The organism is Arthrobacter methylotrophus (assembly GCF_039539965.1).
In the GTDB taxonomy this organism is placed as follows: Bacteria; Actinomycetota; Actinomycetes; order Actinomycetales; family Micrococcaceae; genus Arthrobacter; species Arthrobacter methylotrophus.
Genome location: NZ_BAABED010000001.1, coordinates 1,953,203 through 1,970,568 on the forward strand (window position 1 = coordinate 1,953,203; position 17,366 = coordinate 1,970,568).

Genomic DNA, 17,366 nt, shown 5'->3' on the forward strand with positions numbered 1-17,366 from the left:
CGTCAACCTCTCCCTTCGATCCTTCAGAGGATTTCAATGACAGAGACTTTTAACGGCGGACTGGCAAGACTCGGAAAGATGATTAGGGTCCTCGGGCCTTGGATCGTCCTGACTCCGAGCGCATCGCATCTTGACTTTGAGATGAGGTACAACTGGATGAGGCGATTCTTCGGCCCGTGGCGGCTGGAACGTGCCGGTGTGCGCGAGGTCTACATAGGCGCGAAGGTGCAGACGGCCTGTGGGGTGCCGAACTCGACCATTCTTTCGAGCATGGCTTCTTGCTGACATTATTCCCGAATCTGTGTGCACTGCGGTGACTCAGAACCACGCACATTCCGGGGTGGAGGGATTCCGAAGGGCCCGATAATTCAATGGCGTTCGACCGAAAAGTAGCTCTCTGCGACACGAAACTCAATGCCCCATAACATTTGGCGCGTGACCGAACGGGCATTATTGTCAAGTCTTAGATGGGGGATCGTGTCATACGAAATGAACTTAGGGTGCAGCCCAGGAGTCTTTTTCTCAGGGACAAGACCTCCGCTCGCATTCAAGAAGCAATCTAGACAGGATCCGCAATGACAGAAAACAACACTCAAATCGACAAGAAGAGTGTCAAGAGTAGCGCCAAGGCCCAAGCAGCAGCTGACAAGGCTTACCGCAAGGCCTCACGTCCGTGGTTCAAGAAGAAGCGGTTCATTTTTCCATTGATCCTTGTGGTCATCATCGTCATCGCGATCGCTGCTAACTCAGGTAAGAAGGACACCTCAGCGACGAGCGCTCCGGCTGCCTCAGCAGCCAGTTCACAAGCCGCTGGCCCCGCCGCGCCGAGCGGGACCGCAGGCCAGCTTCAGGCCTTGGCCGCGGCAAAAAACTACCTGGATTCAGGTCTCGGTTTCTCGCAGGCTTCGCTTGCCAAGCAGCTTACCTCGAGTGCCGGCAACGGGTTCGCGCAGGCCGACGCCCAGTGGGCTGTCGATCACTCCGGCGCAGACTGGAACGCGCAGGCCGCCAAGGCTGCGAAAGGGTATCTGACCTCAGGTATGGGTTTCTCGCAGGCTTCGCTTACCGCGCAGCTCACCGCAAGCGCCGGCAACCAGTTCACGCAAGCGCAGGCCGACTCCGCTGTCGCCCAGTCCGGCGCGGACTGGAACGCGGAGGCCGTCAAAGCGGCGAAGGGCTACATGTCCTCAGGTATGGGTTTCTCGCGCCAGAGCCTGATCGCTCAGCTGACCAGCTCGGCCGGCAACCAGTTCACGCAACCGCAGGCCGCGTACGCCGCCGACCAGGTGGGGCTGAAGTAACTTCCTGCATTCTCATCGATCCGCTCAAACTGGGCATCTGAACTAACCCATCCAATTCTTGCGCGCTACGCCTTCCGGACCTGGATGGGTTAGTTCAGAGCAATGCCACTCTGTACAAGACCGGACCCCTCAACGTGAGTGCTGCCGGCTAGTACTGCACGAGGCCGCTCTGGATGACCTGAAGGTCAGACGTCAGTGTCTCCGTCTTGGGGATGGACGGTACCGTGCTCTTGGTCAACGCTGGCTCTTTCAAAAGCCAGTCTTGCCATTCCCGCCTCGGAATCTTCCCATTCCGGGCACCCTGCCGTTGACTCGGAGCCTCGCGGCGGCGTGGTCAGATAGGCGGTAATGCCCCGCGCCTCGACTTCCTCCACGAGGATGCGAAGCATTGTCTCGGCCATGGCCCTTGGCAGATCACCCTTCGTGTCCAGGTACGCCATCAGGCCCCGGTCTGTGAGATAGACGGGGGAACAGTAGTTTGCGGTGTATTCCCCGGTGCTTGCCATCTCGGCGGCGGTCAGCTCGTTGCCCTTGCCGTCAACGCGCATGCATCGCCCTGTGGCAACGTGGGGTGCCTCGGCAGCTTTGTCCGTTTCGTCCGAGGCGACCAGGAGGAACGGTGAAGGCCCCTCCCAGCCATCGAGGGGATCCGGGTATGCCTCGCCTTGACTGTCAAAAATGTCCGGATCGACCGTCACGTTTGCCATGCTGTCCCCTCATAGGTGCCACTTGGAGTAGCTCGGGTGAGCGCCAACGCAGCACGATGCGAACATCGTCTGCTACGGATCGTCGCTGGTCAGGCTTCCCAGTGTCGGCAAATGCATGAAGGCGGAAGCATCCGTCACGGCAGGATCCCTCTCCCAAGTAAAGGGGAGGTCCGGCCGGACCACTGTCGCGGCAGGATGGCAGCCCTTACTCTTTGGTCAGGGGCAATCGACGGAGGGGCGGGCATTGGGGAGAAGTCTCAAGGAACTGAAGTCGCTCCCGTTGCCGCTGCGTGTGGCGTGGGTGACGTGTGTTGGCACCGTTGTGGTCACCGTCCTGGTTTCGCTTGCGCTGCCGGGCGGCGTGGCCAAAGCGGTCTTCCGGTACGCCTTCGGGTTGATTGGCCTTGCCGCGTTCCTTCTAGGCATGATTCTCGTCACCAACTATCACGGCTCCCTATCTTCTGTTGCCAAGCCCTCAACGATTGGCAACGGGTCGCTGCTACGAGTTTTTCTTCGCGAGTATGGCGCCCTCTCCATGGTCATTGGCGCGATCTTCGTGGCGGTGTCCGTTTTTGTCCTGGCCTTCGTGCGCCCGTCATGACATCTTCCAGCAAGGAACGCCGTTGAAGCATTTGGGCCCCCGTGGTAACGGTCCCGGTATCTGTTACCAACACCTCGCGAGCAGTTGCGCTGTCGCGAAGCGGGACTCCTTAGCGCTAGTTTTGGCGAGTTGATTCGATGGCTCCCGGGGTATTGTTCGGGCTCGTGATAGTCGGCGCGGGCCTGTTTAGCTGGGCAATCTCACGGCCGCTGGCGCGTCGCGCTGCCAAGATCCGGACGTGGGTATCGGCGACTGCCGATGTCGTTTGGTGGACACAGCGGGGTACAACGCAGGTACGCGTCGTGGCGGTCTGTTGGATTGTCATCGGATTCTTGATCGCGATTCTCTCCCTGACAGCCGGACTGTAGTGGCCGCTCCTGTGTTGGCCATGTCAGGCCGTGCTCAAAAGTGAGTCTCGGTCTCCGACCGGATTGCCAGCTAGTACTGCACGAAGCCGCTCTGGATGTACTGAAGGTCGGCGGCCAGGGCCGCCATTTTGGTTGTGGCCGGCTCCGGTTCACCGTAGGTGTTCCCCTGGCTGTCTCCGAACCATTTGTGCCAGACCGTCGCGACGTCCTCCGGTGTGATGGGAGTGTCGGCGGTTATCAGTGCGGCGAAGTCTTCCGTCTCAGGGTCGTACTCGTCCTCGGGCGCCCCGTGCGGCAGCAACCCAAGCAGGTCGTGGGCGTTCAGGCGCTCGGTGATGGCGGTGCGCAAAGTGGTGTAGTCCGGGATGGTCGTATCCATGCCGTCAGCCTAGGAGCATCTCCCCTAGGTGGGCGGACCCCGTCTCTCAACGCAATTCCTATAGTCTTTCCTGAAGAGACGACAGCTGGGGGACCTCATGAGGACGAGTTACGTTTCCGGCCGCTGACGGGTGGTTCGGCTTTCAAAAACGGGACCGACCGGTGGGTGTTGCGAAAGACAGGATGGGGCCACTTGAAGTATCGGGTTTATGAGATTGCACGAATGGCCGGAGTGGATTCCGATACGGTCATCGAGCACCTCCGGTCGCAAGGAGAGTTTGCGCGCTCCTCAGCCAGCGGCGTGGAGGAGATTATTGCCCTCAAGGTGCTCGACTTCTTCGGTCATGACACAGCGGTGCCTGAACCTGCCCTCCTGGCGAAGAGCACGCCCGCGGAGGTAACACCGCCAACTATTTACACGTGGCAGGCAAACTCCGTAGCTGAGCCTCGCAACCAAGAGGTGCTCGGCAGGATAGCTGACCTAGAAAAGCTCTTCCCAGTAGCCGCAGAGCACCGAAAAATGCTGAAGGCGCTGGGATCCCAGTTCGTCTATGCGAAGACGTTCATCGCACCTGATGGGAAGAACTTGGGTCTGGCGCTAGCCCGCTTCAGCGGCGCAATCGAAGCAGCGTTTGGAATCACGCGAGAAGTCATGTTTTTCTATACGCCGTACCGTGACCTACAGATTCGAACGTTCACATGGGCCAAAGAAGAACTCGCATCGCTATCTCGCGATGCCACTCCCGACCTGGTCTTATTCCACTCGCCGGATGAACGCTTGACCATCAAGCTTGAGGACTGGTCACGGCTGGCTTTCACCGCCATACCGTTGGATGCCAGGCTAAACCCTGACCCTATCTCGCTAGTTCGCCTAATACGTGAGCACGTCTACGCCCGGGACCTGTTCTACGAAACGACACCCGTGCGCGGGGATCGCTTCTTCGGACGTAAGACGATCTTGCAAGAGCTCCGAGATGACGTTACCAACCAGAGGGTCTCGGGATTATTTGGCCTCCGCAAGAGTGGAAAGACAAGCATTCTCCTGCAGCTTGCAGAGCTCATTGAATCGGACACATCCGTACCAGTCTTCGTTGACCTCGAAGTGCTTCCGTCGCCACCTAGTGACCCAACCCTGCCGCTCATATCCGAGCTAGCTGCACGCCTCAGATCCGAACTGGACAAGCGCGGCATCCCCTCCCGAGAACTCGCACCCTTGGAATCAAGCCCCAGCATTTCTGAATTTAAGAGCGCGTTGCAAAAGCTCCTGACTCGTCTTGATGACAAGGGAGTCAGGGTTACTCTGATGCTCGACGAGATCGAGTTCCTCACCCCCGCCGATCAGGTCGACACTGCAGAAGGCGACTTTTCTGGGGTGGCCCAGGTGCTTGGCATCCTCCGGAGCATGGTCCAGAGCACCGAGAATTTCACTTTCTTGCTGTCTGGGCTGACCAATGACATCTTGGAGAACGGACGGCTCTACGGGCGCCCTAACCCCCTTTTCTCCTGGGCTAAAGCACGTTACCTCGGGCCGTTTGCCCGCACGGAGGCTGGTGAGCTCGCCACGGCGGTTGGCTCAAGGATGGGCATAGAGATAGAGGGTGGCGCGCTCGACGCACTCTACGACGCTTCAGGCGGTCACGCCTACCTTTACCGTAATCTTGCTTCGGCCGTAGTGGGCGACCTTCCTGTCGACACTTACCGCCGCATCATGCGTACCTCTGATGTCCTGCATCGCCTACTTCCCTGGAAAAGGTCAATTGCTGGAAATCTGGATGAGATCCTAGGTCATCTCGGCCGCTATTACCCGACTGAGGATGTCCTTCTTGAAATCCTGATGGAATCGCCGAATGAGTTTCGCTCGATCGCTCAGTCCGAAGACAAAGCCCTACACCACCTTCTCAGCCTCGGGCTCGTCCATGAATCCGGTGGACGGTTCACTCCAAGCACGCTTTTGGAGCTGAAATGACGGACCGGGGTGAGTGGATCCTCGACCTTGAACGTAAAGCACGCCGGTACTCACTGGTTTTCGTTCAGCTTGGAAGCGCCTTCTCGCCATTGCGCGATGACTTGGCGGACATACAAGGAAAGCAACTAACGACAACCGAATATCTCGACGAGCCATCCACCGACGAGCCCACCCTCCACATCCTCAAAGACTTCGAACGCGTCTTAAAAACGAGCGACACGACCATCGGCCGGTTGCGCGAGCGTGTGCTCTCAGACATTGATTCAGGGCATGTGTTCGTCCTCGTTTCCAGCATCGCAAGGAATGCCTTCGAATCCGGGCCTGGAAGTGATCTCCTTGCTGACTCACGACACGTTTTTGCACCTCTCAATCCTCTGTCAAACGAGGATCAGTTGACCGTCCTGCCTGCGTACTGCCACGGGGGGAGTGACGGGTCGGAGTTGCTCGTCAATTGCCTTGAAGAGCTTGGGTCCTCCACTGTGCATGCGCTCAGCCAGGCACTTTGGGAGGAAGGCCGCAGCCCGATGGAAAGCATTCAGGTGCTCGAGAGATCAGACATAGAGGCGCTTAGAGGTGCAGGACTCATCTCTGTCGAAGGGGACTCTGTAGTTTGGACGATCGCCAAGGCTTGGAAGAAGTTTAGGAATGCCGTTGCGCTGGCTTCCGCCAGGTACACCGAAGAAACCACGTGGCTATCAAATGCCTTCACGGATCTCTGGGTGATTGAGAGAGTCATCAGAAACAGCATCAGGGACGCTCTTATCGCAAAACAAGGTGCGAGCTGGCGCGATGGCTGCCTCAGTGCCGGGCTTAGGACCGAGGTACTCGAAAGAGCCCGTAAGGACGCTCAACCTTCGGCCAGAACCGTCAAAGAGCTGCGTGACCCACTCGAATGGCTCACGACAGTCGAGCTCCTTGAGCTGCGAGAAGAACGCGACCTCGGAGATCTTGGTCTGGAATCGTATCTCTGGACGAAGCTCCGTAATTCAGTGGTACCTATCCGGAACCGAGCCGCCCATATGCGGTTCATTGGGGCTCAGGACGCCAGAACGGTCCGTACCTGGCGCAAGATTGTCCTGAAGAACGTCGGAGCTGAGTGACTTCTATTGTCCGGGCCAGAACCTACGGCCCCCCGCTAAGCCTGGTTGGAATGACGCTGGCAATGCCAAGCAGCAGTTCAGATCGTAGGGGTGGGGCTGGATTTCCCGGCGGCTCGAATGATGAGGCATCACGCGTGCCGCGGGTCTCACAGACTCTAGTTAAGAGGGAACGTCCACTCGGCCTGGAATCCCCGCCGTTTCAGTGTCGTAGCTGTCTCGTACAGTCTGTCTCACCGGGGAGTCTTGAAACTCCTTAAGGACTTGCGAGACGAGACAGGACGGGGGCAACAGCATGAAACTCGGGTACGCGCGCATCAGCACGGGGGACCAGAACGCAGCCATGCAGGTGGAAGCACTGATCTCGGCAGGGGTGGCCGAAGACAAGATTTTCGTCGACGAAATGTCCGGGGCGAAGTCGGCGCGGGAGCGCCCTCAGATGGCGAAGCTCCTCGAGTACGCCCGGGACGGCGACGAAATCTATTGCTGGAGAATCGATCGCCTCGGCCGGTCCCTGGTCGACGTCGTCAACACGGTCAACGACATCATCTCCCGTGGCATCCGGCTGCACTCCATCATGGACGGGGTCGACCCTTCCACTCCCCACGGGCGGCTCCAGCTGGCCTTGTTCGCCAGCCTGGCCGAGTACGAGCGCGAACTCATCAACGAAAGGGTCCGGGCCGGGGTGATGGCCGCCAAGGCCCGCGGTGTCCAGTTCGGCAAACCGGCGCCCAAAGCGGAAACAGTGGAGACCAAGGTGCGGCTGTGCCGGCAGATGATGGCTGAAGGAATGTCTTCGGTTGAGGCGGCCGAAGCGGTGAACTGGTCCAAGGCCACCATGTACCGCTACCTGAAACAGTTCGGGGCGGAAACTCCTGTGACCGGACCGGTGCGGGCACGTCGCGGCTCATCCAAGTACGCAGGCCACCGGCACGATCCGGCGCCACGCTGACCATCTACGCATGTTCCTTGTCAGATGCGGCAACGGACAGGGAATGGGATAGGCGTGCAGCAGTTTGCGTGGATGAGGAATCGGTCGGTCTCTGACGATTTGGTGCAGAAGGGTTCACCTGTCGCGGTTCTGGAACCTCCCGCACCCGCGTCTGAACCGGTTGCAGAAACTCCCGCTGCACCCGAGTTCGTCTACAACCCGTGGAAACTCAAGGAGCTTCGCAGGCTGTACATCAATCTGGCCGACGGCACCAAGGTCGGCTATCTCGACCTGGCCACCCTGGACGCCGTCCCGGAATCAGTGGGAACCGTCAGGATGCTCGAGCTCGCGCTGGCCGGACTCTCCCCATTCGCCTCTGCCCGCCATTTCATTCAGGCGGCCCAGACCGGCCAGACACCTCCGCCGCCCATGCCAGCGCCTCCTGTCGTGAACGCCCTGCCCTGGTTTGATCTTGCTTCCAACCGCCCCGGCCAGCTCATTGAGACCCAGGAGGACGCCTCCTATCGCGCCGGCGTCGCCGGGGAACAGCGCACCGCCGGCGTCCTGGCCGGCCTGGAACGCATCGGCTACCGGGTGCTGCACTCGGTGCCTCTGAGCCCCCGCAAAGACATCGACCACCTGGTGATCGGCCCGACCGGACTCTGGGCCATCAACACGAAGGCCACCACATACGACGTCACGGCCAGATCCGACGGCGCCGTGTACTCAGACGGCTACCGGCAGAAGTGGGTCGAGTCGATCCTCCGGGACGCCGCCGTCGCGGGGGAGCATCTGTCTCTGGCCGCCAGGATGGACCTGCAGTGCCGGCCGCTGGTGGCCGTCTGGTCGACAATGAACGTCTCCAGCCTCTACGAGGGTCTGGTGGCAGGAGAAGCCCTGGCAGGGACCATTGCCAGGCAGCCCGGCTGGTTCCCGACCGAATGGGTGGACGTCGTCTACAACGTGGGCCGCCGCTCCGACACCTGGACGACCCACCACTAGGACTAGACGCCGGGCTCAGGCATAGAGACCCCGAGCCCGGTCAGCGACCAGGCCAGACAACCAGCCTTCGAAGTCGACTGCGTAGACTCTTTCGGTCTCAGTGGAACGGTTTCTGCTCGTTAGCCAGACGTGTCCTGAGACATCGAAGTTGATGGCGTCCTGGTAGAAGCTCAGGGTAGCGGGCCACAGGGCGTGCACCGTCTCCAGCCCGTAGTTCCCGGTCGCCCGCTCTATTTCAATGAGTCCTTCAGGTTCCACCGTTTCACTGCCCCATCCGAAGCGGCTGACGACCCGCCCCGACGGGGCCGACATGTTCGAAGGGTTCGAGAAATAGGAAGTGGCGGGATTTTGGCGATAGTGGTCGGCGAAGCTTGCCGCGATTGGAGAGAGCATCTCTCCGTCCGGGACGCGCTGGCTGTGCCGGTCGGACTCGCCGAACCGAAAGGCTCCATCGTCACTGATGAAGGCATGTGTCCGGCCGGAAGTTCTCAGATACCAGCCGTAGCCGCCAGCGACAGCTCCGGGCTGTCCATCCCGCAGGACAAGAACGAGGTCAGCAGGCACGTGGATGGCCAGATAGTTCCTTGCGTCGCGGACCGTTGCGGCGAATGAAACCCGGGCGGCCGCCTTTCCAGCATCGTAAGCGGCTTGCAGGGCATTGTTTCTGGCTTGCTGGGACTGCGCCTGCCCATGCGCCGAGTTGAGGGCGTTATTGACCATGTCTTCGAATGTCACAAGCCGTTCCTTCCTCCGGTTGGTTCACTGTACCCGGATGTCCGCGTATGAACCGTGCGGTGAGAGGGTTTCCGGACTCCGCACACATGAGAGGTAAGCAAACGGGCAACCGCCCACTTACCTCTCAGGAGAACATCATGGCAACGATCCACTCTTTCCCCGGCTCCCCGTTCCAGCGTGCACTTGCCGCCGGTGTCCAGGCCAACGTCCCCGTCGGCGTTATCGGTGAGCCCGGCCAGGGCAAGACCGCGACCATGGAATCCGCGACCTCCGGGTGGGGCCGTCACTGCGAAACAGTCATCGGTTCCAACCGTGAAGCCACCGACTTCCTCGGCGTGATGATCGAAGATGCGGGCGCGATCAAGTACTCGTCCTTCCAGTGGGTTCAGAATCTGAACAAGGCCAAGGCGGGTCTGCTCCTGCTCGACGAGTTCAACACGTCGGCGCCGTCCACGATGAAGGGCATGCTGCGCGTCGTGCAGGAACGCTACGTCGGCGACACGAGGCTCAACGACTCTGTCTCCATCGTCGCGCTGATGAACCCGATCGAAACCGCCGTGGACGCCTACGACCTCCCGGCCCCGATGGCGAACCGCATGATGCACCTCAAGTGGGTTTTCGACACGAACAACTGGCTCGAAAACGTCGCGACCGGCTTCCAGAACACGAGCCCGATCCCCCTCTCCGACATGCTGGCCGCTGACCCTGTCTCCCGCAAGGCCGCTGTGTCCGCCGCTGTGACCACGTTCTTGAAGGTCAACTCCAAGTTCATGACCCCGCCGGTCCCGACCGACCCGATCAAGGCCGGCGGCGCGTGGCCGTCCCCGCGTTCTTGGACCAACGTCATCAGCGTCCTGTCCCAGTTGGACCGTTACGACGAAGAGGCCGCGTTCCTGGTTGTTGAGGGTCTCGTCGGTGAGGGTGCCGCGACCGAATACTTCAAGTGGCTCGCCGCTGCCGACCTGCACGACCCGGCCGAAGTCATCGACGGCACCGTGGCGGTGGACTGGAAGAACGAACGTGCCGACCGCCTGTTCGCCCTCGTGCAGGGTGTGACGGCACTGGGCCTCTCCGGTGATGCCGAACTGTGGCGCAAGGCCGCCATCGTCCTCGCCAAGTGCGCCGAGGGCGGCAAGCCGGACGTGGCGTTCCCCTCCGCTCAGAAGCTCGCGAACAACCTGCCCAAGGATGTCGCTGGCCTCCCGAAGCGGTTCGCTGAGGCTTTCATGGAACTGTTCGGCAACACGAAGTACAAGGTGGCTGTCGCCGCCAAGTAGACCCGAGAGTCAAGGCCGGGACCGTCTCCATTTGAACTGGTCCCCGAAAGTTGGACTGGCTAAGTAAGATCCTAAGCCGCGAGGGCCTGGGTCCGGTATTGCACCGGGCTCAGGCCCTCGAGCTTTGTCGAGATCCGTTCGGTGTTGTACCAGCGGATGTATTCGTGCAGTGCCGCGGTCAGTGCCTCGGTGCTGATGAACCGGACGCGGTGGAAGAGCTCTTCTTTGAGATGGCCGAAGAAGTTTTCCATCACGGCATTGTCGTAGCAGTTGGCCTTGCGTGACATTGATTGGACCGCGCCGGCGCCGCCGAGGAGAGTCCGCCAGGAGAGATGCTGGTACTGGAATCCCTGGTCGGAATGCACCAGCGGTTTCTCACCATCCTTGAGGGTCGTCAACGCCTTACTCAGCGACGTGTTGGTGAGCGCCAGATTCGGGGACGAGCCGAGGGTGTACGAGATGATCTGCCGGTCGAAGAGGTCCATGACCGGTGAGAGGTAGAGTTTGCGGTCGCCGACGTTGAATTCGGTCACGTCCGTCACCCACTTCTGGTTCGGGGCGGTGGCTTCGAAATCCCGGTTGAGCACGTTCAGGGCGACGGCGCCTTGTTCGCCGCGGTAGGAGTTGTAGCGCTTCTTCCGCCGGACCTTGCAGACCAGCCCGAGTGTCCGCATCAGCTTCAGCACGGTCTTCTTCGCGGTCCTCCAGCCTTGCTTGGCCAGCTCGATGTGGACGCGTCGGTGCCCGTACCTGCCATGGTTCTTCTTAAAGATCTCCGTGACCGCGCTCTTGAGAGCCTCTTGCGGATCGGGGGCCTGGAGCCGGGCCTGGTGATAGAAGAACGTCGAGCGGGCAATGCCAGCGATGTCCAGGAGCAATTCCAGGCGGTGTTCGGCCTTGAGAGCGATGACGGCGCGGACCTTTACCGCCGATCCTCGTCCCTCAAGGCCTGCACTTTTCCCAGGAACGCCACCTCTGCCCGCAAGCGCTCGTTCTCACGGCGCAACCTTTGCAGTTCTGACTCAGGCTGCGACGGCGCCTCGAAAGGCGACTTCGGGCGGCCCCTGGGCTTCGGACGCAGTCCGTCTTCGCCTTCATTCCGATACAGGCTTGCCCACTTCTTGATCAGAAGCGGGGACGACAGCTGGAACTCCTGCGCCAAGGACACCTGGGTCTCTCCAGCCAGAAACCGCTGCACAACAGCGAGTTTGAACTCAAACGAAAACTGCCGCTTCGTTGGCTTGGCCACTAGCGTTGTACCTCCGCGAACTCTCCACCGGTCATATAACCGGCCTGCGGCCCTCTTGCTCACCCCGAGCTTTGTGGCAACGGACTTGGCGCCCCAACCGGTCTCGAACAACGCTACCGCGGCCGCGCGCTGCTCCTCGGACAACGAACTGCTCTTTAACATGAAACTGCTCCCCGTAAGTCAGAACTGAATTCTCAGTCCAACTTTCGGGGAGCAGTTCAATTCGCGGAGGGTCCCGGCCTTTCACGTTCCCGGCTCACGAAAGCAGGCCCTGGCGTCTCCCCGGGTCGGCCATTGGGCCGTTGCCCCGCCAGCGTCACCGGCCGGTCAACGGCCAGACGTCCTGCACGAAACGCGCCGCCGTCAGCAAGAGCGCCGCGGCCGCGATCCAGACACCGGCAATCTGCCACGCGGTGGCCCTCGGCCGAGGTCGATCCTCCATGGCCCTCCTGTTCCTTGTTTGAGTGGGAGAACCATCGTAGAGGCGGCTACCAGCCCCGTGGCAGGGCCGCTGTTTGCCCTGCAGGGGTTGTGCACAGCACGTCCACAGCCCTTGCGGCGCGAGCAAGTGAATCTGTGGGTAGCCGGTCCACAGAAAGATCCCGGCGAGTCACCACTCCCGGGTGTTTCGGGTCGACGGATTGTTTTCGGACTCGCGAGCATTTCAGTACTGTCGCGGAGAAGGCCATGCGCAGGCAGATCTGTCACTCTGGCACCGCAGCCGCACACAAGCTTGGTATGAGCATCGATTCCAAGCCCCGCCAGCCCAAAGGCATCCCCGTCGGCGGCCAGTTCGCCGCTATCGCACATGCCGAGCCTGGAGCAGTCCTGGCCGTCGCCCGCCACCGCCAGACCATGGCAGTCCGGCGAGAGCTGTTCCGCGCCCATGGGTTCGTCCCTGCGGCCACCATCCAGGCCGTCAACGCACCCACCTCCACCGATGACCGCGAGGAATGGTGGAACCGTAACTTCGTCGCCGCCGAATACGGCACCAACGGCAAGAACTACCCGCAGATGCCCGACGACAACACCCCGTCGATGCACACCGGCCAGGCCATGTCCGGCAAACGACGCACGCACCGGATGAACTACGGCAACAAGGACATCCAGCTGCGCATGCCGTCCGCGACCGCTATCCGGCGCTTCTCGGGCGATAACGGCAACCCGACCTTCGACGTGCCGGTCTCCGTCTCCCTCAAGGGCGGCGCCCCGGTCCAGGGCTGGGTCCGCGTCACCAAGACCGGACCGCACTCCTGGGAAACCACCACCCTGGGCGGCAATGGCGGCCCCGCCGGCGAACAGGTCGCCGAGGCTGTGGCAGCCGTGCTGGAGTCCCGCCGCGTCACCACGGCCCTGGCCAAGGTCCCGGACCTGCTGAAGGCACGGAAAGAGCGTGAAGCCGCCAAGGGCGTCGAACTCTCGCCTGTGTCTTCATCGTGGATCAACGAGATCGGCTACGACGAGAACACCAACACCATGGCCACCCGGATCGGCGACAAGCTGTACGGCCACAAGGTTTCCAAGCAGTTCTTCGAGGCTGTCAAGAACACCGAGCGGCCCGGTTCCGTGTACAACAAGCTGGTCCGGGCCCATCAGCGCACTGCAGTCAACCAGTGCGGCAAGTGCTTCCGGTTCACCTCGGCCCTGGTCGCGCACACCTGCCCGACCGGCCACAAGGCAGAGTCCGGCATCGGCCTGGCCCACGTGGAGCTCGCCCGTAAACGCGCCGAAGCGGTGGCGACCAGCAGGTCCCAGGGTGTTAGCGCGGTCGTGAACGTCGTCCCGGCGCCGGCACCCGTGAACACGGCTCCGAACCGCAACGCCCAGCCTATCCTTACCAAAAAGACAGGCTTCCCGGCGCCGCGGAAACCGCAGCCGGCCACCGGACCGGCCGCCCTGGCCGAGCACTTGAAGAGCGTCGAGTCCGGAGACTTCTGACACGCCATGAAAGCCCCTTCACCCTTTGCGGGTGGAGGGGCTTTCGTATGACCGGGGCCCAAATACGACACCCGCAGTCTGTGGTCCCGCATAGGAACTCTGACAGCACAGCAGCATTGGAAGGAATCATGACAGTCACCGGAATTCACGGCGTGGACCGCGCTGAAAATAAGAGAACCGAAGCAGTACCGCAGCGCGGGCTGTTCGTCGTCTTCGAAGGGGGCGACGGCGCCGGCAAGTCGACCCAGGTGGGCGAGCTGGCCCGTGCGCTTGAGGACCGCGGTTTCACCGTACTGCGGACCCGCGAACCAGGGGGAACACCTCTTGGAGAGAAGGTCCGGTCCCTCATCTTGGATGACAGGTACGGCGACATGAGCGACCGCACCGAAGCTCTCCTCTTCGCGGCGTCTCGTGCCGCCCATGTCAATCAGAAGATCGCACCGGCTCTGGACCGCGGCGACATGGTCATCTCGGACCGGTACATTGACTCGTCCGTCGCCTACCAGGGTGAGGGCCGCGGCCTGGGCGCCGCGGCAGTGCGGGACCTGAACAGCTGGGCCACCTCGGGCCTGGAGCCGGACCTCACCGTCCTGATCGACGTCAACCCGGAGATGGGGCGCCGCCGGCGCACCGCCGGGAACGCCTCCGAGGACCGGATCGAATCCGAAGCGGACGAATTCCACGCCCGCATCCGTGCAGCCTTCCTGAGCCAGGCGGGGCTCCGCCCGGACAAGTACCTCGTACTCCCGGCCGAACTCCCGATCAGCGACCTCGCAGACCGGGTCCTGGGCCGTGTGCTCTCCCTCCTCGAACGAGTGTCCACCGCGGCAGCTGCGCCGCATGGTGCGAGCCGCATCGTCGGGGTAACCGGAGTGGCACATGCCGGCAAGGACACCGCCGGCGCTTACCTCATCGACAGCCATGGCTACGTCCGCTACTCCCTTGCCGTTCCAATGAAGGAACACGCCTGCGTCCTGGACGTCCGGGTCAACGGCACACTTACGCTCAGCATGCTGCTCGAGCAGCTCGACTACGACTGGGCGAAGGCAGAGAACCACCGCGTCCACGGTCCGGAGATCAAGCGGACCATGGCCGCCTACCGGGACAAGCTGGTGCACGGCGTCTTCGGCCACTTCGACCGCAGTGTCGAGGATCTCCGCGACGACCTGCTGACGTTGGACCCTTTCCTTGACGGCGACGTCTCCATGCGCACCTTGCTGGACTCCGTAGGGGGTGACTGGGAGCAGGCGAAGTACCACCGCTTCCATGGCCCCGAGGTCCGCCGGCACCTGCAGATCTACGCCACGGAGGTGTGCCGGGACAACTTCGGCCAGGACATCTGGGTGCAGCTGCTGGCCCGCCGGGTCGCCGAGGACCGCCCCAGGGCGGTCGTCATCACCGACGTCCGGTTCAATGAGGAAGCGGCCTGGATCACCGCCAACGGCGGCTCCATCGTCGAAATCACCCGCCCCGGGATCGCGGCCGTCAACGGCCACATCTCCGAAGCCGGCATCGACCGCAAGTACATCGTCAACACGATCAGCAACGACGGAACGATCGACGATCTGGCCGACGCGCTGGATGACGTACTGAAACTGACACCCGCCGTCCTGGCCGCCGCATAGAGCCCCCAGAAGCTCAACCCGAAACGTTTATCAAGGAGAATCATCACCATGGCATCCATCACCATCGAAGGCGCACTGCCCGAAACCTTCCCCGTCCGTGAAGACGGCACCCAGTACCCGTTCGCCCTGGCCTGGGAAAACCGCGCCGTCTTCGCAGAAACCCGCACCGAACTGACCGCGGAACTCATCGACGGCTACGCCGAGCTGCCCGAGACCGAGGAGGGCGACACAGGTGCCCTTTACGCCCGCTACCGCGCCTCAGTCCAGATCGCCAACACCCTCCAGCAGGTCCTGGCCGCAAGCGCAGTCGAGGAGGGCACCTTCGACCCGTCCACCCAGTCCGAGGACGCGCTGACCGCCATCTTCACCGACCGGGAGCAGAAGATCGACGAGATCGCCGAATGGACGAACCAGGACGTCCCGCTGGTGCTCGTCGCCACCGAATACGCGCCGTACTCCACGGCCACGCGGCCGGCCGGCAACGTCCTGTGGGTCGACCCGTTCACCGAGACGACGTTCCTGAAGACCCTCTCGGACATCGGCATCGTGGAGCTTATCGTCAACGAAAGCTAAGAACCAGGCATGATCAGGAGTCAGACCCCGTACCGCTGAAACGGCCCGGGGTCTTTCCGTTTCCGGCCGCGCCGGGAGGCTTGGCACATGAGGATGCACCGTTGCCATTAGGCCCGCTGTGAGGGCTGAGCAGGATCCGAATTCTCTCTAGACGTGCATCCTCGTCGTCCCGCTGCCGTTGTTTTCGCTCTTGAATCAGAGGCATATTCAGCTTCGCGACTGTGTCGAGACTCTGTCTCCTTTCGGCGGTCCGCTGCCGTTCGCTAGCCCTCGCACCCCCCTCTCGCATCCACATGTCGAAGACTTTGAGGTTCGGCGGCCAAAATCTGTCGCCTACTTTCACGACGTCTCGTTGCTGAAGCTCGCGAAGATAGCGAAGGTCCTCGGCAGAGTCCGGTGACGAACCGGGAGCAGGTCTCCGGGAACGGCGACGCTTGCGTACCTCCTCAACAACGGTTACCGGGAAAGCCCAAATCCCCACGACAAACAGCACGCTGAGCACTCCAGCGAAGAAGCCTTTCTGTCGAAAAACCTCAACGACCGGCCAGGTGAATAGCAGAACGACTGTAAGGCCACCGAAGGCGGAGAGCCGAGTAAGCGCAAAGTCTGGGGTGTTACGAACCCAGTAGGCCCGCTCTCCTTGACGCCAAAGCGTCTCGATTTCTGCCTCTAGCATGTCTTCGACCATCGCCTGAGCTCTTGTTGGATTCTCGGCAGGTGACTTTACCACTGCGGCAAGTTTCAAGAGGCGCCGCCGTCGACGGAGGCCGGGCACTACGATCCACGCGGCTGTTAGTGCCGGCGACATGAATGCTCCGGCAAACAATGGGATCCATAATGCTAGGTCCGATGACGTTGAGGCTTCCGCCATCCCCAGAATTTACTCCAGTTTCACAGCTATTGACGAGGTCTGGGAACTCTCAAGCGAACATCCAAGGCTACGGCAGCGCCGTGAGATCCCCTTCTGGCACGAAGTGGGTGGGTGCGTCGGTGGCTTCCTGGACGATGCTGAGGTTGTCAGCGGTCTGCGCGAAGCGGTACGGAACGCTGTGGTCGGTCGAGCTGTCCATCACAGTGTTCAGCGCTACGGCGGCGATCTTGACAGAGCCCCACGCTTTGGGGTCAATGCCGGCCGGGACCGCGGTGCTTCCGTCCAGGGCTGTGCTTCCCGAGGTGACGGTGAGTGTGCGGCCTCCGGCGTTGGCGAAGGTAAAAGAGCTGTCCGCGGAGGCGTCGCCGTTCATGGTCTGGGTGGAAGGGTCCGAGGCTGTCCCGGAGCATTGGACCGGGTTCACTGTTGCGTCGAATGAAGGGTAGCTGACTACGGAGTTTGTCACGGTTGTCGTGCTGGCTGTCGTCGCGATTGTCCAGGTCGAGACGCGGCAGTGCCCGTCCTTTCCGGGGACGGTCATGGCAAGGTTGTGGCTGTCTGTCGGGGTGATGGCGGAGGCCCAGAGAACATCGGAGCGGAAGGCCGAGTCAGTCAGGGCGGCCTGCTTGGTGATGTCGGAGCGGGACAGGACAGCTTGCTGGAAGAGGGTGATGCCTACGATGCTGGCGCCGATCGCTCCGATCACAATGAGCATGACGAAGGAGCCGACAAGAGTGGTGATCATGA

The 17,366-nt window shown here is 61.6% G+C and carries 20 protein-coding genes and 1 pseudogene; 13 read left to right on the plus strand and 8 right to left on the minus strand.

Annotated elements, in window-relative coordinates; genetic code table 11:
• Positions 1-36: 36 nt before the first annotated feature.
• A complete protein-coding gene (locus tag ABD884_RS10390) occupies positions 37-285 on the plus strand; it encodes a hypothetical protein (protein WP_345044814.1) in 249 nt (82 codons plus the stop codon).
• 290 nt (positions 286-575) lie between these two features.
• A complete protein-coding gene (locus ABD884_RS10395; RefSeq protein ID WP_345044821.1) occupies positions 576-1,301 on the plus strand; it encodes an Ltp family lipoprotein in 726 nt (241 codons plus the stop codon).
• Positions 1,302-1,486: 185 nt separating this feature from the next.
• On the opposite strand, the gene ABD884_RS10400 is transcribed toward ABD884_RS10395, so the two are convergent.
• Positions 1,487-2,008, minus strand: coding sequence for a hypothetical protein (locus ABD884_RS10400; RefSeq protein WP_345044829.1), 522 nt, complete (start codon positions 2,006-2,008; stop codon positions 1,487-1,489).
• Between the two features lie 115 nt (positions 2,009-2,123).
• Here ABD884_RS10400 and ABD884_RS10405 point away from each other — a divergent pair, with 115 nt between their 5' ends.
• On the plus strand, positions 2,124-2,609 hold the full coding sequence (locus ABD884_RS10405) for a hypothetical protein (protein WP_345044836.1): 486 nt from the start codon (positions 2,124-2,126) through the stop codon (positions 2,607-2,609).
• A gap of 137 nt (positions 2,610-2,746) precedes the next feature.
• The gene (locus ABD884_RS10410; RefSeq protein ID WP_345044839.1) at positions 2,747-2,977 is read left to right on the plus strand and encodes a hypothetical protein; all 231 of its coding nucleotides are present in this window, start codon (positions 2,747-2,749) and stop codon (positions 2,975-2,977) included.
• Positions 2,978-3,047: 70 nt separating this feature from the next.
• Here ABD884_RS10410 and ABD884_RS10415 read toward each other — a convergent pair whose 3' ends face one another.
• On the minus strand, positions 3,048-3,356 hold the full coding sequence (locus ABD884_RS10415; protein WP_345044845.1) for a hypothetical protein: 309 nt from the start codon (positions 3,354-3,356) through the stop codon (positions 3,048-3,050).
• A 192-nt stretch (positions 3,357-3,548) separates the two neighbouring features.
• On the opposite strand from ABD884_RS10415, the gene ABD884_RS10420 reads away from it, so the two are divergent.
• From ABD884_RS10420 to ABD884_RS10435, 4 genes are all read left to right on the plus strand, one after another.
• Entirely contained in the window at positions 3,549-5,321 is a 1,773-nt protein-coding gene (locus ABD884_RS10420) for a hypothetical protein (RefSeq protein ID WP_345044850.1), read from the plus strand.
• Positions 5,318-6,421, plus strand: a complete 1,104-nt coding sequence (locus ABD884_RS10425; protein WP_345044853.1) for a hypothetical protein — start codon at positions 5,318-5,320, stop codon at positions 6,419-6,421. The genes ABD884_RS10420 and ABD884_RS10425 overlap by 4 nt, the downstream gene beginning before the upstream one ends.
• 292 nt (positions 6,422-6,713) lie before the next feature.
• Positions 6,714-7,370, plus strand: coding sequence for a recombinase family protein (locus ABD884_RS10430; protein ID WP_345044861.1), 657 nt, complete (start codon positions 6,714-6,716; stop codon positions 7,368-7,370).
• A 72-nt stretch (positions 7,371-7,442) separates the two neighbouring features.
• A complete protein-coding gene (locus tag ABD884_RS10435) occupies positions 7,443-8,351 on the plus strand; it encodes a nuclease-related domain-containing protein (RefSeq protein WP_345044868.1) in 909 nt (302 codons plus the stop codon).
• A 15-nt stretch (positions 8,352-8,366) separates the two neighbouring features.
• On the opposite strand, the gene ABD884_RS10440 is transcribed toward ABD884_RS10435, so the two are convergent.
• Positions 8,367-9,086, minus strand: coding sequence for a hypothetical protein (locus ABD884_RS10440; RefSeq protein WP_345044873.1), 720 nt, complete (start codon positions 9,084-9,086; stop codon positions 8,367-8,369).
• Between the two features lie 137 nt (positions 9,087-9,223).
• Between ABD884_RS10440 and ABD884_RS10445 the strand changes: the two genes are divergently transcribed.
• The gene (locus ABD884_RS10445; protein ID WP_345044876.1) at positions 9,224-10,363 is read left to right on the plus strand and encodes a MoxR family ATPase; all 1,140 of its coding nucleotides are present in this window, start codon (positions 9,224-9,226) and stop codon (positions 10,361-10,363) included.
• 71 nt (positions 10,364-10,434) lie between these two features.
• Here the strand turns inward: ABD884_RS10445 and ABD884_RS10450 are convergent, their stop codons facing one another.
• From ABD884_RS10450 to ABD884_RS10460, 3 genes are all read right to left on the minus strand, one after another.
• Positions 10,435-11,241 carry an IS3 family transposase gene (locus ABD884_RS10450; RefSeq protein ID WP_345044882.1) on the minus strand — a complete coding sequence of 269 codons (807 nt, stop codon included), beginning with the start codon at positions 11,239-11,241 and terminating at the stop codon, positions 10,435-10,437.
• Between the two features lie 44 nt (positions 11,242-11,285).
• Positions 11,286-11,774 carry a helix-turn-helix domain-containing protein gene (locus ABD884_RS10455; protein WP_345044888.1) on the minus strand — a complete coding sequence of 163 codons (489 nt, stop codon included), beginning with the start codon at positions 11,772-11,774 and terminating at the stop codon, positions 11,286-11,288.
• A 154-nt stretch (positions 11,775-11,928) separates the two neighbouring features.
• Positions 11,929-12,054 (minus strand): hypothetical protein, encoded by a 126-nt coding sequence (locus ABD884_RS10460; protein ID WP_345044892.1) that lies wholly within the window; start codon positions 12,052-12,054, stop codon positions 11,929-11,931.
• 296 nt (positions 12,055-12,350) lie between these two features.
• Here ABD884_RS10460 and ABD884_RS10465 point away from each other — a divergent pair, with 296 nt between their 5' ends.
• The 4 genes and pseudogenes from ABD884_RS10465 to ABD884_RS10480 all read left to right on the plus strand — a co-directional run bounded on the left by ABD884_RS10465 (position 12,351) and on the right by ABD884_RS10480 (position 15,748).
• The gene (locus ABD884_RS10465) at positions 12,351-13,550 is read left to right on the plus strand and encodes a hypothetical protein (protein WP_345044896.1); all 1,200 of its coding nucleotides are present in this window, start codon (positions 12,351-12,353) and stop codon (positions 13,548-13,550) included.
• A gap of 152 nt (positions 13,551-13,702) precedes the next feature.
• Positions 13,703-14,389: pseudogene (gene tmk, locus ABD884_RS10470) on the plus strand (dTMP kinase); the annotation flags it as partial.
• A 366-nt stretch (positions 14,390-14,755) separates the two neighbouring features.
• Positions 14,756-15,175, plus strand: coding sequence for a deoxynucleotide monophosphate kinase family protein (locus ABD884_RS10475; RefSeq protein ID WP_345054706.1), 420 nt, complete (start codon positions 14,756-14,758; stop codon positions 15,173-15,175).
• A gap of 48 nt (positions 15,176-15,223) precedes the next feature.
• Entirely contained in the window at positions 15,224-15,748 is a 525-nt protein-coding gene (locus ABD884_RS10480) for a hypothetical protein (protein ID WP_345044900.1), read from the plus strand.
• 13 nt (positions 15,749-15,761) lie between these two features.
• On the opposite strand, the gene ABD884_RS10485 is transcribed toward ABD884_RS10480, so the two are convergent.
• On the minus strand, positions 15,762-16,241 hold the full coding sequence (locus tag ABD884_RS10485) for a hypothetical protein (RefSeq protein ID WP_345044903.1): 480 nt from the start codon (positions 16,239-16,241) through the stop codon (positions 15,762-15,764).
• A 445-nt stretch (positions 16,242-16,686) separates the two neighbouring features.
• Complete coding sequence (locus tag ABD884_RS10490) at positions 16,687-17,364, minus strand: hypothetical protein (RefSeq protein WP_345044907.1); 678 nt, start codon at positions 17,362-17,364, stop codon at positions 16,687-16,689.
• Positions 17,365-17,366 lie beyond the last annotated feature (2 nt).

Coding starts and splice junctions, on each gene's coding strand:
- ABD884_RS10455 (WP_345044888.1), bottom strand. CDS start 11,774: ATGTTAAAGAGCAGTTCGTTGTCCGAGGAGCAGCGCGCGGCCGCGGTA.
- ABD884_RS10425 (WP_345044853.1), top strand. CDS start 5,318: ATGACGGACCGGGGTGAGTGGATCCTCGACCTTGAACGTAAAGCACGC.
- ABD884_RS10410 (WP_345044839.1), top strand. CDS start 2,747: ATGGCTCCCGGGGTATTGTTCGGGCTCGTGATAGTCGGCGCGGGCCTG.
- ABD884_RS10475 (WP_345054706.1), top strand. CDS start 14,756: ATGCGCACCTTGCTGGACTCCGTAGGGGGTGACTGGGAGCAGGCGAAG.
- ABD884_RS10395 (WP_345044821.1), top strand. CDS start 576: ATGACAGAAAACAACACTCAAATCGACAAGAAGAGTGTCAAGAGTAGC.
- ABD884_RS10445 (WP_345044876.1), top strand. CDS start 9,224: ATGGCAACGATCCACTCTTTCCCCGGCTCCCCGTTCCAGCGTGCACTT.
- ABD884_RS10390 (WP_345044814.1), top strand. CDS start 37: ATGACAGAGACTTTTAACGGCGGACTGGCAAGACTCGGAAAGATGATT.
- ABD884_RS10460 (WP_345044892.1), bottom strand. CDS start 12,054: ATGGAGGATCGACCTCGGCCGAGGGCCACCGCGTGGCAGATTGCCGGT.
- ABD884_RS10415 (WP_345044845.1), bottom strand. CDS start 3,356: ATGGATACGACCATCCCGGACTACACCACTTTGCGCACCGCCATCACC.
- ABD884_RS10405 (WP_345044836.1), top strand. CDS start 2,124: ATGAAGGCGGAAGCATCCGTCACGGCAGGATCCCTCTCCCAAGTAAAG.
- ABD884_RS10490 (WP_345044907.1), bottom strand. CDS start 17,364: ATGATCACCACTCTTGTCGGCTCCTTCGTCATGCTCATTGTGATCGGA.
- ABD884_RS10400 (WP_345044829.1), bottom strand. CDS start 2,008: ATGGCAAACGTGACGGTCGATCCGGACATTTTTGACAGTCAAGGCGAG.
- ABD884_RS10430 (WP_345044861.1), top strand. CDS start 6,714: ATGAAACTCGGGTACGCGCGCATCAGCACGGGGGACCAGAACGCAGCC.
- ABD884_RS10435 (WP_345044868.1), top strand. CDS start 7,443: ATGAGGAATCGGTCGGTCTCTGACGATTTGGTGCAGAAGGGTTCACCT.
- ABD884_RS10465 (WP_345044896.1), top strand. CDS start 12,351: ATGAGCATCGATTCCAAGCCCCGCCAGCCCAAAGGCATCCCCGTCGGC.
- ABD884_RS10480 (WP_345044900.1), top strand. CDS start 15,224: ATGGCATCCATCACCATCGAAGGCGCACTGCCCGAAACCTTCCCCGTC.